The sequence below is a fragment of the Paenibacillus sp. cl123 genome, assembly GCF_900101595.1.
Classification (GTDB): domain Bacteria; phylum Bacillota; class Bacilli; order Paenibacillales; family NBRC-103111; genus Paenibacillus_G.
The window spans coordinates 71,097-83,952 of sequence record NZ_FMYY01000002.1 but is presented as its reverse complement, the minus strand read 5'-3'; the positions used below and the strand labels follow the sequence as shown (position 1 = coordinate 83,952).

18 protein-coding genes are annotated in these 12,856 nt (G+C 55.9%); all 18 read right to left on the bottom strand.

What is annotated here, in order from left to right; all coding sequences use genetic code 11:
* Positions 1 to 178: 178 nt before the first annotated feature.
* The 18 genes from BLR08_RS04535 to BLR08_RS04450 all read right to left on the bottom strand — a co-directional run bounded on the left by BLR08_RS04535 (position 179) and on the right by BLR08_RS04450 (position 12,789).
* Positions 179 to 901, bottom strand: coding sequence for a hypothetical protein (locus tag BLR08_RS04535; protein ID WP_072327677.1), 723 nt, complete (start codon positions 899 to 901; stop codon positions 179 to 181).
* Positions 898 to 1,251 (bottom strand): 2Fe-2S iron-sulfur cluster-binding protein, encoded by a 354-nt coding sequence (locus BLR08_RS04530; protein ID WP_072327678.1) that lies wholly within the window; start codon positions 1,249 to 1,251, stop codon positions 898 to 900. Before BLR08_RS04530 ends, BLR08_RS04535 begins: the two co-directional genes overlap by 4 nt.
* On the bottom strand, positions 1,241 to 1,894 hold the full coding sequence (locus BLR08_RS04525) for a nucleotidyltransferase family protein (RefSeq protein ID WP_072327807.1): 654 nt from the start codon (positions 1,892 to 1,894) through the stop codon (positions 1,241 to 1,243). The genes BLR08_RS04530 and BLR08_RS04525 overlap by 11 nt, the downstream gene beginning before the upstream one ends.
* A 105-nt stretch (positions 1,895 to 1,999) precedes the next feature.
* Positions 2,000 to 2,293 carry a 2Fe-2S iron-sulfur cluster-binding protein gene (locus BLR08_RS04520; RefSeq protein WP_072327679.1) on the bottom strand — a complete coding sequence of 98 codons (294 nt, stop codon included), beginning with the start codon at positions 2,291 to 2,293 and terminating at the stop codon, positions 2,000 to 2,002.
* 17 nt (positions 2,294 to 2,310) lie between these two features.
* A complete protein-coding gene (locus BLR08_RS04515; protein ID WP_072327680.1) occupies positions 2,311 to 2,490 on the bottom strand; it encodes a DUF2768 family protein in 180 nt (59 codons plus the stop codon).
* A 105-nt stretch (positions 2,491 to 2,595) separates the two neighbouring features.
* A complete protein-coding gene (locus tag BLR08_RS04510; protein WP_072327808.1) occupies positions 2,596 to 2,859 on the bottom strand; it encodes a stage VI sporulation protein F in 264 nt (87 codons plus the stop codon).
* A 121-nt stretch (positions 2,860 to 2,980) separates the two neighbouring features.
* The gene (locus BLR08_RS04505; protein ID WP_072327681.1) at positions 2,981 to 4,030 is read right to left on the bottom strand and encodes an NAD(P)H-dependent glycerol-3-phosphate dehydrogenase; all 1,050 of its coding nucleotides are present in this window, start codon (positions 4,028 to 4,030) and stop codon (positions 2,981 to 2,983) included.
* Positions 4,031 to 4,063: 33 nt separating this feature from the next.
* The gene (gene plsY, locus BLR08_RS04500) at positions 4,064 to 4,663 is read right to left on the bottom strand and encodes a glycerol-3-phosphate 1-O-acyltransferase PlsY (RefSeq protein WP_083536602.1); all 600 of its coding nucleotides are present in this window, start codon (positions 4,661 to 4,663) and stop codon (positions 4,064 to 4,066) included.
* Positions 4,664 to 4,677: 14 nt separating this feature from the next.
* Positions 4,678 to 6,000 (bottom strand): ribosome biogenesis GTPase Der, encoded by a 1,323-nt coding sequence (gene der, locus BLR08_RS04495; RefSeq protein ID WP_072327682.1) that lies wholly within the window; start codon positions 5,998 to 6,000, stop codon positions 4,678 to 4,680.
* A 141-nt stretch (positions 6,001 to 6,141) separates the two neighbouring features.
* The gene (locus BLR08_RS04490; RefSeq protein ID WP_072327683.1) at positions 6,142 to 6,333 is read right to left on the bottom strand and encodes a capping complex subunit for YIEGIA; all 192 of its coding nucleotides are present in this window, start codon (positions 6,331 to 6,333) and stop codon (positions 6,142 to 6,144) included.
* Position 6,334: 1 nt separating this feature from the next.
* Positions 6,335 to 7,252 carry a YIEGIA family protein gene (locus BLR08_RS04485; RefSeq protein ID WP_072327684.1) on the bottom strand — a complete coding sequence of 306 codons (918 nt, stop codon included), beginning with the start codon at positions 7,250 to 7,252 and terminating at the stop codon, positions 6,335 to 6,337.
* Positions 7,253 to 7,293: 41 nt separating this feature from the next.
* Positions 7,294 to 7,920 carry a YphA family membrane protein gene (locus BLR08_RS04480; RefSeq protein WP_083536605.1) on the bottom strand — a complete coding sequence of 209 codons (627 nt, stop codon included), beginning with the start codon at positions 7,918 to 7,920 and terminating at the stop codon, positions 7,294 to 7,296.
* 77 nt (positions 7,921 to 7,997) lie between these two features.
* Positions 7,998 to 9,065 (bottom strand): type 2 isopentenyl-diphosphate Delta-isomerase, encoded by a 1,068-nt coding sequence (gene fni / locus BLR08_RS04475; protein ID WP_176835437.1) that lies wholly within the window; start codon positions 9,063 to 9,065, stop codon positions 7,998 to 8,000.
* Positions 9,066 to 9,110: 45 nt separating this feature from the next.
* Positions 9,111 to 10,343, bottom strand: a complete 1,233-nt coding sequence (gene rpsA / locus BLR08_RS04470; RefSeq protein ID WP_072327686.1) for a 30S ribosomal protein S1 — start codon at positions 10,341 to 10,343, stop codon at positions 9,111 to 9,113.
* A gap of 94 nt (positions 10,344 to 10,437) precedes the next feature.
* The gene (locus BLR08_RS04465; protein WP_072327687.1) at positions 10,438 to 11,022 is read right to left on the bottom strand and encodes a lysophospholipid acyltransferase family protein; all 585 of its coding nucleotides are present in this window, start codon (positions 11,020 to 11,022) and stop codon (positions 10,438 to 10,440) included.
* Between the two features lie 3 nt (positions 11,023 to 11,025).
* Positions 11,026 to 11,706: a (d)CMP kinase gene (cmk, locus tag BLR08_RS04460; protein ID WP_072327688.1), complete on the bottom strand. Its 681-nt coding sequence runs from the start codon at positions 11,704 to 11,706 to the stop codon at positions 11,026 to 11,028.
* 123 nt (positions 11,707 to 11,829) lie between these two features.
* Positions 11,830 to 12,069 (bottom strand): hypothetical protein, encoded by a 240-nt coding sequence (locus tag BLR08_RS04455; RefSeq protein ID WP_072327689.1) that lies wholly within the window; start codon positions 12,067 to 12,069, stop codon positions 11,830 to 11,832.
* 66 nt (positions 12,070 to 12,135) lie between these two features.
* Positions 12,136 to 12,789, bottom strand: coding sequence for a flagellar brake protein (locus tag BLR08_RS04450; RefSeq protein WP_072327690.1), 654 nt, complete (start codon positions 12,787 to 12,789; stop codon positions 12,136 to 12,138).
* Positions 12,790 to 12,856 lie beyond the last annotated feature (67 nt).

The window sequence follows — 12,856 nt, the reverse complement described above, 5'->3', positions numbered from 1 at the left end:
AAAAATATTTGGACCCACTCCTTATCTATCCGTCTTCCGCCTATTAACCGGGCACGACCGGTGTCCGTCCTCGACCAATATATGCCGCCTTGAGGCCCGTTATTCGGTCTCCGACAAAAAGAAAAGCCCCTATCACCTTGTCAAGGTTAATAGAGGCTTGCCGGGCTGTCAGTTCCGTCTATGGGGCCGTGATCGGCTCCGGAAGGCCGCCCGCCCACCGGTAGGCGAACGATCTGGCCGGGACGAAATACGATTCTTCCACAAGCAGCGCACGCAAATCCTGTTCGGCCGTCAGCTTGGACTGAAGCTGTTTTCTGTCTATCAGACGCATAATCTCGGGCGCATAATCGATGGTAACCGTGCCGGAGTCATGGAGCAGGAACGGAAGCCGAACTTGGGGCGTATACACGCTCCGTGCATCGGCCGGCTTCCGGTTCAGCTTGGCAAAGTCAATCGTATAGAAGCCTTGGGCCACGCGCTCGCCGGCAGGAAGCGCGGCATGTTTGGACCGGTATTCGTTAACGGCCTGCTGCAGATCAAGCGCCTGCTGAAAGGAGGTCAAGTCGAGCATTTTGACGGTCGGCTTCGTTTCGACATCGACCAGCACATAGATTGCGGTTCCGCCGCTCTCGAACGCATTGGCGGGCACGGCGCTCAAGAACCTGCCCTGCAGCTTCTTGAAATCAATCGGATATTTCTCATAAAGCGGGGTCGCTTCCTCGCTGTTTTTGATCGGCAGCACCCCGGTTTTCGTCTTAAACTGATCGACGGCATTTTGCACAAGCACGACATATTCGCCGCTCGCCAGCTGATTTTCCTTGCGCAGCTCGTTCGGATACATGCAGCCGCTGAGCAAGCCGACAAGGCCAAGCAGTACGACGAGCCGCTTCCAGCCCCTCATAGCCATTCCTCCTCCTGTTGACGCTCCAGCTGTCTGCGTACGGCGCTTTTGAGCGGGTCCTCCGGCACCAGAACGCATACGCCGGCCTTGCCCGTTGCCTTGGCCTGACAGGCCAGCCTGAAGCCTTCCTCCGCGAGCGAGCCAAGCTTCAGGCTTTCATTCGTATTCATGGGCTGGAGCCCTTGCTGAGCGTCCGGAGCCACTTGAACCTTGCACATAAGACAGGCGGCTTTGCCGCCGCAGCGGGTGCGGATGGCTACGCCCGCTCGGCGGGCCGCATCAAGCAGAGACGTGCCCGGTCTTGCCTGCACCGTCTTACCGTCAGGCTTGAATAAGATTTCAGCCTTCATGCGGCACCTCCTCCTCCTTCTCAGCGCCAAGCAGGGCGCGAAGACGCTCACGGACCGGGTCAGCGAACCGGTTGCGCGCCGTCAATTCCTCCAGCAGCCGGCAGTGCGCCTCCCGAGCCGTTTGTCTGCATAACGCCGCCGCAATCTCATAGCGGTCCGGCCGATCGCGCAGCACGTTGAAAATCAGCTCATGGACAAGCGGCATCAGCCGCAGCTTCCCGTCGCTGTCAGAACGTGCATTTCCCCCCGAAGCGGGAGCGAGCGCAGCGGCTCTTTGAAGCAGCAGCCGGGTTTCCACGACATATTGGCTGGCGCAAGCATGAACCTCAAAGGCTCCGACCAGCTCTACGCTAACCCCTTCAATCTCGTAATGGCTTAATAACGAGCGATAGATCGGGGTTTCATTATGCTCCTGCTCATCGACCGCATAGTGCCTCAGCGCCGCATGCACCGCCTTGGCATCCGCCTCGTCGGCGTATATGTCCAGATCGCGCGGCTGCGCAGCCAAGCTGCCTCCCTGCAGAAGCAGGCCGGTGCTTCCGCCCACAGCCCAAACAGCCCCGGACGGCCGGAGCGTCTGCTCGAGGAAGCGCAAAGCCGATTCCGCCTGCTTCGACAATACGATATTGCTTTCTATGTTCACTTTCTCAGCCTCATTCTTCTGGTTGAGCCTGCCCATCTAGCGGAGGTTCGCCAGAAGGCCCGTCCTCCTCCGGAGCAGCTCAACGTTGCAAATTCTATTGAACGCTCAAAACAATGGCTTAAGCGCAGCCGATACATGCCCGGGAGAGCGAACAACCGTCTGGCAGCCAAGCCGCAAGCCCTGCTCAAACTCTTCGGGCTCCAGATTATCCAGCTCCGCATCCGTCGGTTCGTTCAGATGCTCGGCTCCCTCTTTCACGATACAACGGCAGCGGGAGCATGTCCCCCGCGTGCAGGAGAAGCTCCAGTCCACTTTATGCTTGATGGCCAGGTCCAGCAAAGTAAGCCCAAGCTCAGGCTCCACCGTTTTTTGGACACTGCGGCCTTTTAGAGTAATCATCGTGCCAGTCTTCCTCCCTAGAGCATAGATGCCATCATGTAGATGAGAATAGGAATAAACAATATAAAAGCCAGAAGCGACAAAAGAATCCGGGTAACTCCCTTTGTGCGCGTCCGGGCAAACGTGATGAGCAGCGAAGCGGCGATCATCAATCCGATCGCTACAAACGACGCCCACATCTTGTCCAAAGGTGACATGCCTGACTCAACCTCCACTATACCAGCATACGGCAAACTTTTTTAATCATCATAACATAAAAAAAGCACAAGCGCCGCATTACGGGCACTCATGCCATCAAACTGTTACTTTTTCATTATCATCTTCATAAGCTGCTCCATATTGGTCGTGCTCATCTTGCTGCCCTTGATCGCCGAGATCAGCTCGTTCATCGTCTGCTCCGAGACCGGCACGTTGACCAGTCCGGACACTTGCTTGATCAGCTGTCTGAGCTGGGCATCGCTTTGCATCGTCGAAGGCTTCACGCCGCTGGCGAGCTTATAAATATCTTTCTCAGAGACGTTTTTGCCTGTCTTCTTTTTAACAACGCTGAGCACGTCCTTGGACATGTTTTTGCCTGGCACGTCACAACCTCCTCAGACTCGGTATAGACATAGCCGTCTGCCGGGCTAAGCCGAGTAGTCTGAGGTATTATATGTATAAGGTCTCTCAGCCGTGTAGGCGATTGCCCTAGTGCAGCCAACCCGTTTGAGAGGAATCGGCGATCTCTTCAATCTCATGGGTACGACCGCGTCCCATCAGATCCTCCACAGCTTCACGAGGCGTTTTCCCGTCGAACAGCACATGATGCAGCTCCGCCGTGATCGGCATCGCGATTCCGTAGCGCTCCGCCAGCTTATGCGCCGCTTGCGTCGTCTTGACGCCTTCGACAACCATCCCCATCCTGGCCAGAACTTCATCCAGGCTAAGCCCTTGCGCCAGCATGGACCCGGCTCTCCAGTTGCGGCTGTGCTGGCTGGTGCAGGTCACAATCAGGTCGCCGATGCCCGCCAGGCCGGCAAAGGTGAGCGGGCCCGCTCCCATCGCCGTCCCGAGTCTGGCGATCTCAGCCAATCCGCGGGTCATCAGAGCGGCCTTCGCATTGTCCCCGAAGCCGAGACCGTCGGACAGCCCGGCGCCCAGCGCGATTATATTCTTCAGCGCTCCGCCCACTTCGACCCCGATCACATCGGGATTCGTATAAACCCGGAAGCTGTTGTTGATCAGCACATCCTGCGCCTGCTCAGCCGCTTCCTTGTCCGCCGAAGCCACCACGACAGTCGTCGGACATTGCCGGATGACCTCCTCGGCATGGCTGGGCCCGGACAGGACGACGATCCGTCCCGCATCCATATGCGGCAGCTCGTCCGCCAGCACTTCGCTCATCCGTTTGAGCGTACCGGCCTCGAAGCCCTTGGTTGCATGGATAAGCAGCGTCTTCTTGTCCAGATGCGGCCGCAGCTGCCCTGCTATGGCGCGCATCGCCGAGGAAGGAGCCACAACAATGACTTCCTCCGCCCCGCTCACCGCCGCAGCCATGTCGTCCGTAGCGCGGATCGCGTCCGGCAGCCGCGCATCGCCGAGAAAACGGGAATTTTGATGCCGCTCATTGATTTCCTTTACTTGCTCCGCATTCCGGCTCCAGAGCGCGACTTCCCTGCCGTTCTCGGCGAGCACCGAGGCGATGGCCGTTCCCCAGCTTCCGGCTACGAGCACGGCTGTTTTCGAAGCGTGTGCCATAAGCGAGACCCACCTTTACATTTTCTGTGAACATCAGGCTTGCCGTTTGGCGCCCAGCTTGTTCTCCTGTCCTTTCATCAGCTTGACGATGTTGCTGCGGTGCCTGAACCAGGCGAACACAAAGAGAAGCAGGCTTAACCATAATATTTCTGCGGGACGCCCCAGAAGCCAGATAAATAAGGGAAGCAATGCGGTAAACAGAAGCGATCCCAAAGAAACGTAACGCGTCCATACGATTGAGAGAATGGCAACCACGCCGGCGAGCAGCGCGGGAAGAAAGGCCAGCGACACCATCACCCCGATGGTGGTGGCAATTCCTTTCCCCCCGCGAAAGCCGAAAAAGATGGGCCAGTTATGTCCGACGATCACACTGATGCCAGCGAGCACCAGGATCAGCGGCTCTCCGCCGCTAAGCACATGGCCGAGCCAGACTGCGGCAACGCCTTTCAGCATATCGAGCACCAGCACCGCGATGCCCGGCCCTTTGCCAAGCACCCGCAGCGTATTGGTCGCCCCTGCATTGCCGCTGCCATGCTGGCGGATGTCAATCCCCTTGAGCAGCTTGCCTGCCAAAAAGCTGAAGCTGATCGAACCAAGCAAATAACCGATAATTAGTGAACTCCAAGCCCACACAAGCGCCACTCCTGTCAATCGTCCTCTGACTTACGTCGGGTAAATATGCGTAACGGCGTACCTTCAAAGCTGAACGCAGCCCTGATCTTGTTCTCCAAATACCGCTCATAGGAGAAATGCATCAGTTCCGGATCGTTCACGAACAAGACCATCGTAGGCGGCTTGACCGATACTTGGGTCGCATAATTGATCCGCATGCGCCGTCCTTTATCGGTCGGAGGCGGATTGATCGCGACCGCATCCGAGATGATCTCGTTTAATACATGCGTCGGTATACGCTGCGCGTGCTGCTCGGCCACATGATTGACCAGCGGCAGCAGCTTGTGCAGCTTCACCTTCGTCTTGGCGGACAAATAAGTCACCGGCGCGTAGGTCATGAACAGGAAATGATCGCGGATTTTCTGGGTGAACTGATGCATGGTCTTATCATCCTTCTCCACGACATCCCACTTGTTCACAACAAAAATGGCCGCTTTGCCCGCCTCATGGGCGTAGCCGGCAATATGCTTATCCTGCTCGATGATGCCTTCCTCGCCATTGAATACGACCAGCACGACATCGGCGCGTTCGATCGCCTTCATCGCGCGCATCACGCTGTACTTCTCCGTATTTTCGTACACCTTGCCTCGCTTGCGCATCCCTGCCGTGTCGATGATGACATACTTCTGCCCGTCCTTCTCGAACGGCGTATCGATCGCATCCCGTGTTGTGCCTGCCACATCGCTGACGATCACACGCTCTTCGCCGAGCAGCGCGTTGACGAGCGACGACTTGCCGACATTCGGACGCCCGATCAGCGCGACCTTGATGACATCCTCGCCATACTCGTCTTCGGTCGTATCCGGGAAGTGGTTCGCAACCGCTTCAAGCAAATCCCCGATCCCCGTCCCATGGGAGCCCGAGATGCCGATAACCTCGCCGAACCCCAGGCTGTAAAATTCATAAATGTCATCCATCCGGCCCAAATTATCGACTTTGTTCGCCGCGATAATGACCGGCTTCTGCGCACGGAACAGCATCTCCGCCACTTCGCTGTCCGCCGGTGTAATGCCAGCCTTCGCGTCTACCATGAAGACGATGACATCCGCTTCCTCGATCGCAAGCTCCGCCTGCATGCGGACGGAGCGCATGATCTGATCCTCGCCCTCAATCTCGATGCCGCCGGTGTCGATGATGCTGAACTCCCGGTCCAGCCACTCTCCGCGGCCGTACAGCCGATCCCGGGTAACGCCCGGTTTATCTTCTACGATTGCCAGCTTGTCGCCGATAATCCGGTTGAATATCGTCGACTTCCCCACGTTCGGTCGGCCGACAATCGCCACTATTGGCCTTGCCATGAACTTCAGTCCCTTCGCTAAACCGCTTCAGTCGATCCAAAATCTGGTGTAATATCAACAACATATTATATCAAAGGAAACCAGGCAAGTAAACCGAGTGCCCGATTTGCGGTCCTTTAGGCCGTTTGGCAGGCCGGAGCGCTACTCCGTCCCGCCGCCGTGCTGGACGATAATCATCGTTCCATTTTGCAGATCATGAGCGGCTGCATCCAAAATTTTCTCCAGCCGGAAGGCCGTTTGCTGCCGCTCCTGCTCATTGTCCACGATGAAGATCGGAGCCCCGCCTGCCACTTGCTCCTTGTGAATGGTCACAATAGCCCGAATCTTCCCCATCTCATCCACCCGCCTTTCCGTCTGCAGTCTGTTGGTCGGCTTCCGACGGCATCCGCACGGCGCTCTCCAGGATCGGCGAAGCAAGCCCTACGCGCCGTGCCTTTTCAGGGTTGCGCTCCTGCGGCAGAAGCAGTACAGCCAGCCTCCCGTCCTTCATATCCAGCTTGGCCAAAGGCAGCAGCGACGGCTCCCCTTCGTCCCGGTAAACCCCCATAATCGTGGACAGATCATGCAGGATAGCCTGGCGCTGACCGGGGTTGGCCAGCGTCACTCTGGCGTTTCTATTTTTCGGCGTAAATACGAGACCCAGCGCATGCTCACGGATCGCCTGCTGCGTATTCTCCAAGCCGACATTCATGATGTAGATGGAATCAACGAACAGATTCGGCCCGTCCAGCCTCACCTCTCCGATCGCTACATCGGCGATGTGGGACAGATTTTTGCCGGTTTTGAAATAGTTCGTGACCGCCATCGCTGCGAGTCCAGCCGCTATGCCCCAGTACCAGGCGAAGACGATACTGATGAAGGACGTCACGAACGCCGTAAAAATAACGAGATAGTTACGCCCTTCGAACACCATCGCGATCCCTTCAATATACGTCGCGCCGCGGGGGACAAGCTCGAGACTGTCAATCTTGCTGAGCGTATTGCGCTCCATATTGCGCACGTCCCGGAACTGCTGGGCCGCCATAGCCAGAAAAGTGACGGCCGTATAATTTTTCTCCAGCAGCGATGGTACCGCCACCGCTCCCAAGCCCGCAGCAATAACGCCAAGAGAGAGATGGATGATTTTCCCGTGCGGGTAAGTCGGATACTGCCGGTAGTCCGTCCGCAGCATCAAGATGCGGGCTCCGATACCGAACACGACGCCCATGGCTATCCCTACTGTCAATTGTTGTTCAATCATCCAAGTCCACACTTGAGACACCTCCGTGATTTCGCCGTGCGGGACGTATCCTTTCAACGGATCTTCAGCAGGCCGCTGATCATACGCCACACCCGTCTCAGGCTTGCTGCGAGAGCTTCCAGAACAAGCGAGCCGGCTCGCGATATGAACGCGCTCAGCCACCAGAGATCGTGGAACGCCGGCGTTCCCAGTTCGCCCGCTGCCATGCCCTGATGCATATACAAGCCTACGGCTTCGCCAAACAGCAAACCTCCCGACACGGCGGCAATCTGCATGGCCGGCAGCCGAAGCAGCATCGCGTTCAGCAGACCGATGCACAGGGAGACCGTCAGCGGCACATTTCCTATGATCAGAGTGGGCATCAGGTGCAGCATCTCGGTCAGGAAAAAATACAACGCGCCGAGCAGCATGGAAACGGACAACAGATGGAAGCGCAGCAGGCCGCCCCGGGCTCGAATCCACATATACGCAAACAAAGCTCCGTATACCCACGCCGGACCATGAAGGCGAATACCGCCCAAGTGCGAATCTACCCGCAGCAGCGCAAGCGCAATCCAGGAAATAAAAAAAAGAAGTAGACTCGTAGGAGTAATACCTCTTATAAGATAGTCCTTCCAGCCGCTGGCGAACAGGATCATGGCAATGAGTGCCAGCAGCAAGGAAACATACCCTGCATTCATCATTCGCGTCACCTTGGAAAAAGCTTAAGTCCTCTCTTTTTCCTTAGTATGGCTTTCCGTATGAAGTTTTATGAAGGTTAGCTGTAGCTGTAACCGTTGCGGCTCGCAAGTGTGCGGATATCGATTCCCCTGGCTGCGCACCATGCCGCCGTCTCCCCGCCGACAACGACCGGCACATGGTGAAGCGCCGCCAGATCAGGCGCTCCGAGTGCGGTCATCACAAGGCCCAAATCTTCGTGAAGCGCCCGAATATAAGCGATAAGCGCTTCGGTGCCTTCGGCCCGCTGGACACGCAGCATCGCCCCGGCCATCCCTACGGCCGAAGCGCCGAGTATGAGCGCTTTGGCAATATCCAGCGCGCCGACGATGCCTCCGGTGGCGATAACGGACGGCTGGATCTGGCCTGTATGGTTCATCCGCCGCACGGCTTCCAGCACTTCCAGAAGAGAAACGGATGTGGTCGCCCCCCAGTCATTCAGCCAATTATAGGGCTGCTTGCGGCGGGCATTCTCAATAGCAGCGAAGTTGGTTCCTCCCCTGCCTCCGACATCTATGATCCGCACTCCCGCTTCGAGCAAAGCCTCCGCGCTTTCCCGCGCCATACCGAAGCCGACTTCCTTCACTATTACGGGTACGCCGACAGTTTCTGCGATGCGCAGGATTCGCTCCAGCATCCCGGTAAAATGACGGTCTCCTTCCGGCATGATCAGCTCCTGCATCACGTTCAGATGAATCTGGAGCGCGTCGGCTCGGATCATGTGAACGGCCCGCTCCGCTTGCTCGGCCGTAGCCTCGCTGCCCAAATTGCCGAATACGATCCCGCCCGGATTCATCTCGCGGACGACGCGATAGCTGGAAGCAACCTCTTCGTTGCGGATTGCCGACATCTGCGAGCCTACCGCCATGGCAAGACCTGTTTCCCGGGCGGCGATAGCCAGCTCCCGGTTGATTTCCTCCGTCTCCCTTGCACCGCCAGTCATCGCATTAATAATAATCGGCGAACTCAGAGAGAGTTCGCCGATTCGAGTAGACCATACGATTTGTTCCGCCGAAGTGCCGGGGAGGCAATTAGGAATAAGCTTGATGTCATCCAGCCCATGACGGCCGCTCTGACCTAGCTGGAGAGCATGATGAACATGCTCCATCTTCCTTGGAATGCGCACCCTGGTTCCCTCTTTTCGTCCTAAACCTTATTTGAACTTGCTCAGCTTGTCACCGAAACGCTCGCCGAGCGTCAGGTTCAGACCTTGCATTTCTTCATGGGAGACAGACTCTCTTTCGCGTCTCGGAGCGCGCTCGCGTTCTTGCTTCGGCTCGCGTGCAGGTGCTTCTTCCGTTTCCTTGATGCTGAGAGAAACGCGTTTTTCGGCTGGATTCACATCCAGAACTTTAACTTGAACCTCTTGACCTTCCTTCAGCACTTCATGCGGAGTGCCGATGTGACGGTGGGAGATTTGGGAAATATGCACAAGACCTTCCACGCCCGGAGCCACTTCGATAAATGCGCCGAATTGAACCAGACGCTTAACCGTACCGGTTACGATATCTCCAACATTGATGCTGCCTGCCACTTGCTCCCAAGGACCAGGCTGAGTCGCTTTGATGCTGAGCGAGATGCGCTCGTTAGCCGGGTCAACCTTCAGCACTTGCACTTGTACTTGGTCGCCTTCCTTCACAACTTCGGAAGGAGTTTCCACATGATGCCAAGCCATCTCGGAGATATGAACCAGTCCGTCTACGCCGCCGATATCGACGAAGGCGCCGAATTGCGTCAAACGCTGAACCGTACCGGTCAGCTGTTGTCCAACGCTCAATTGGCCCAGCACTTCGTGTTTCTTGGCTTCGAACTCTTCATCCAGCACGTCTTTTTGGGAGAGAATCACTTTGTTTTTCTCTTTGTCCATTTCCTTCACGCGCAGGCGAAGCGTGCGGCCTTTGTAATCGCTGAAATCTTCGACAAAATTACGCTCGACCATCGAAGCCGGCACAAAACCGCGCAAGCCCACGTCTACGACCAGACCGCCTTTGACAACTTCGGCAACCTTGGCTTCCAGGATCGTTTTGTTTTCCATGTCTGCAGAGAGCTTCTCCCAGGCTTTTTCGCCTTGGATGGCACGCTTGGACAGGACCAGCGTTTCTTTATGATCATTGATTTGGAGTACCTTCAACTCGATCTCTTGACCGATTTCCACGCCTTCGCCGGCATTGTCAAGCGTTACGGAAGACAGCTCGCGAAGCGGAACGACGCCGTCATATTTGTAGCCTACATCCACAACGGCTTGCTCGGCTTCCACCTTGATCACTTTGCCTTTGACGATATCACCCTTTTTCAGGATGTTCACATTGGCCATCGATTCCTCTTGGGATACCTCGACGTTTTGTTCCTCTTGAAGCTCTTGGTCTACTTTGATTTCATCAGACATGGTTAGTTTCCTCCTTAACGACCTAAACGACAGGTGATGTGTATTTAAATAAAAATAAAGCTTGTTTCCTCATTTTCTACAGTATGCCACCATTTCACAGGTTCGATGCGTGCTGGCGGACCATCTGTCGAATCGTGCTCATAATCTTATCGGTCGCCTGCTCCAGACCTTCGGAGCCGGCGTCCGCAAACTCGCTAAGATCAATCGGCGGGCCGTATACGATCTTCATCGGACGAAATAATGAATAATTGCCGATAATCGCCGCCGGTATCACGGCAGCACCCGATTTGATCGCGAGAGAGGCCGCACCTTTTTTGCCCATACCGCCCGCATTGCTGCGCGTGCCTTCGGGAAAGACGCCGATGATCTCGCCGCTTCTGAGAAGCTGCAGCGACAAGCGGATGGAATCCTTGCTGACGCCGCCTCGCTTGACAGGAAATGCGCCGATACGGGGCAGCACCTGCTTCAGTACCGGAAGCGCGAATAATTCCGCCTTGGCCATGTAATGAACCTTGCGCTCGAGCGGACTGCCAAGCATCGGGGGATCCCAATTGCTCGTGTGATTGGCGCACAGCACCACGCCGCCCGTTGCCGGGATATGCTCCTGCCCTTCCGCGCGCACGCGAAACATCAGAGAGAACATCAGCCGGAAAATGCCTCGCAAAAAGCGATACAACATAACTTATTTCCCTCCACCGACTCGGCTGCCCGCCAATTCCAGAATACGGTGAACAACTTCGTCAATCGACAAGTCGCTCGTGTCAATCAGAACCGCATCGGGCGCCTTGACCAGCGGAGAAGCTTCACGCTGCTCGTCCATGCGATCGCGCTGGGCAATGTCGCTCATCAACTGCTCCAGGGTGACGCCCGGCTGGGAATCACGAATTTCCTTCAGACGCCGCTCTGCCCGGATACGGACGCTTGCCGTCAGGAACACCTTCACTTCCGCGTCAGGCAGCACGTGGCTCCCGATATCGCGGCCGTCCATGACGATGCCCAGGCCCGCGGCCATTTCCTTCTGCTTGCGGGTCAGTACAGCCCGTATGCCGGCAATTGCCGATATACGAGATACATTACCCGTAACTTCAGGAGAGCGAATCATCCCCGTTACCTCTCGCCCGTCGACAAATACGGCTTGTCCGTTCTGCCCGGGAGCAAGACGAATATCGGTCTGCTGTGTAAGCGAGATCATCTCATCCGTCTGATCGGGTTGAAGGCCCTCCTCTAAAATCCTCCAGGTCACCGCTCTGTACATAGCTCCGGTATCCACATACACGAATCCGAGAGCCCCCGCCACCAATCGGGCGATCGTACTCTTGCCAGCGCCTGCCGGACCGTCGATTGCGATGTTAAACTTCTCCAAGTTGCGGCCTCCTAACCTCATTAAAAACGGACAAACAATCTTAAAAAAACAGGCCGAGGCCTTGAACGAAGAAAATTATACCATAGGTTTCTCGAAAAATGCAAAAGACAACGTTCGACGCGCCTAATCAGCCTCTCCCCGCTCTTGAGAAAAAGAGCCGTACGTATAGGAGCGCCCCTCCAATTTCTCCACCTTCACGAGCATCTCCCGGACCGGAGGAAACAGCAGCAAAAACTGGGAAACAAGCAGCGCGGCAAGAAAGACGATCAGCAGACCGGCCAGCGCCTTCTCCACCCGTCCTGAATATTGAACAAACAATTGCTCGTAGCTTTCTTGCCTGCTTTCGTAGTTCTTTCGACTCATCTAGGCCATCTCCAACTTTAAGGTTGACTGTAGTGTCCCCCCATAAACTGGATATTATGTCACCGGTTATTTTTTACGGAAATCGAATTGCCGCTCAAAACAATAGCGAATAACCTTCTGCCGGTCGCTCTCCGCAATCTCCGAGAAACGGAGCATTACCTGCTGCCTTCCCGTCTCCAGCGGTTTAACCCGGACAACTTCGCTTTTGAACGGCACATGCTCGATCGTTCCGTTCTTGAACGGGAGCAGAAGCCAGCATCCGACCGCCTGCGCATTCCTGACAGGAATATGGCCTTCGCATACGAATGAAATGCCGCCGCCGCCCACATCGTCCGTCATGGCGACAAATTGATAGTTATCGCTTAGACGGACGGCAATATCCACTTCCGCAGGCACGCGAAGGAAATTGCGGCGTTGAATCTTCGTGATCGATTCCGCAGCCGGCTTCTTGATCTGGACAAGCCGGATGACATCGTCGTTGAATCCGATAACGGATGAGCTGAAATAATTTTTGACTCCGCCGTCCGTAATAAAGTAAATCGAAAGCTCGTCGCCGGGATACAAGCGCTTGAGCCGGCCTGATGCCTCATGCAGCGGCACCTCCATGCTGATGTGATCCTCCGTCACATCGGCGATGCGAGACTTGTACTCCTGCCGGGCCTCCTCCTCGTCAATGGAGTTCACCTGTATATGTAAAATGGAATTGACCTTGGGAAGCAAGCTTGGAAACCTCCTGACCGAATCGTTAACAGTACTTTAGAACTATAAGTATCTTCTATTATAACAT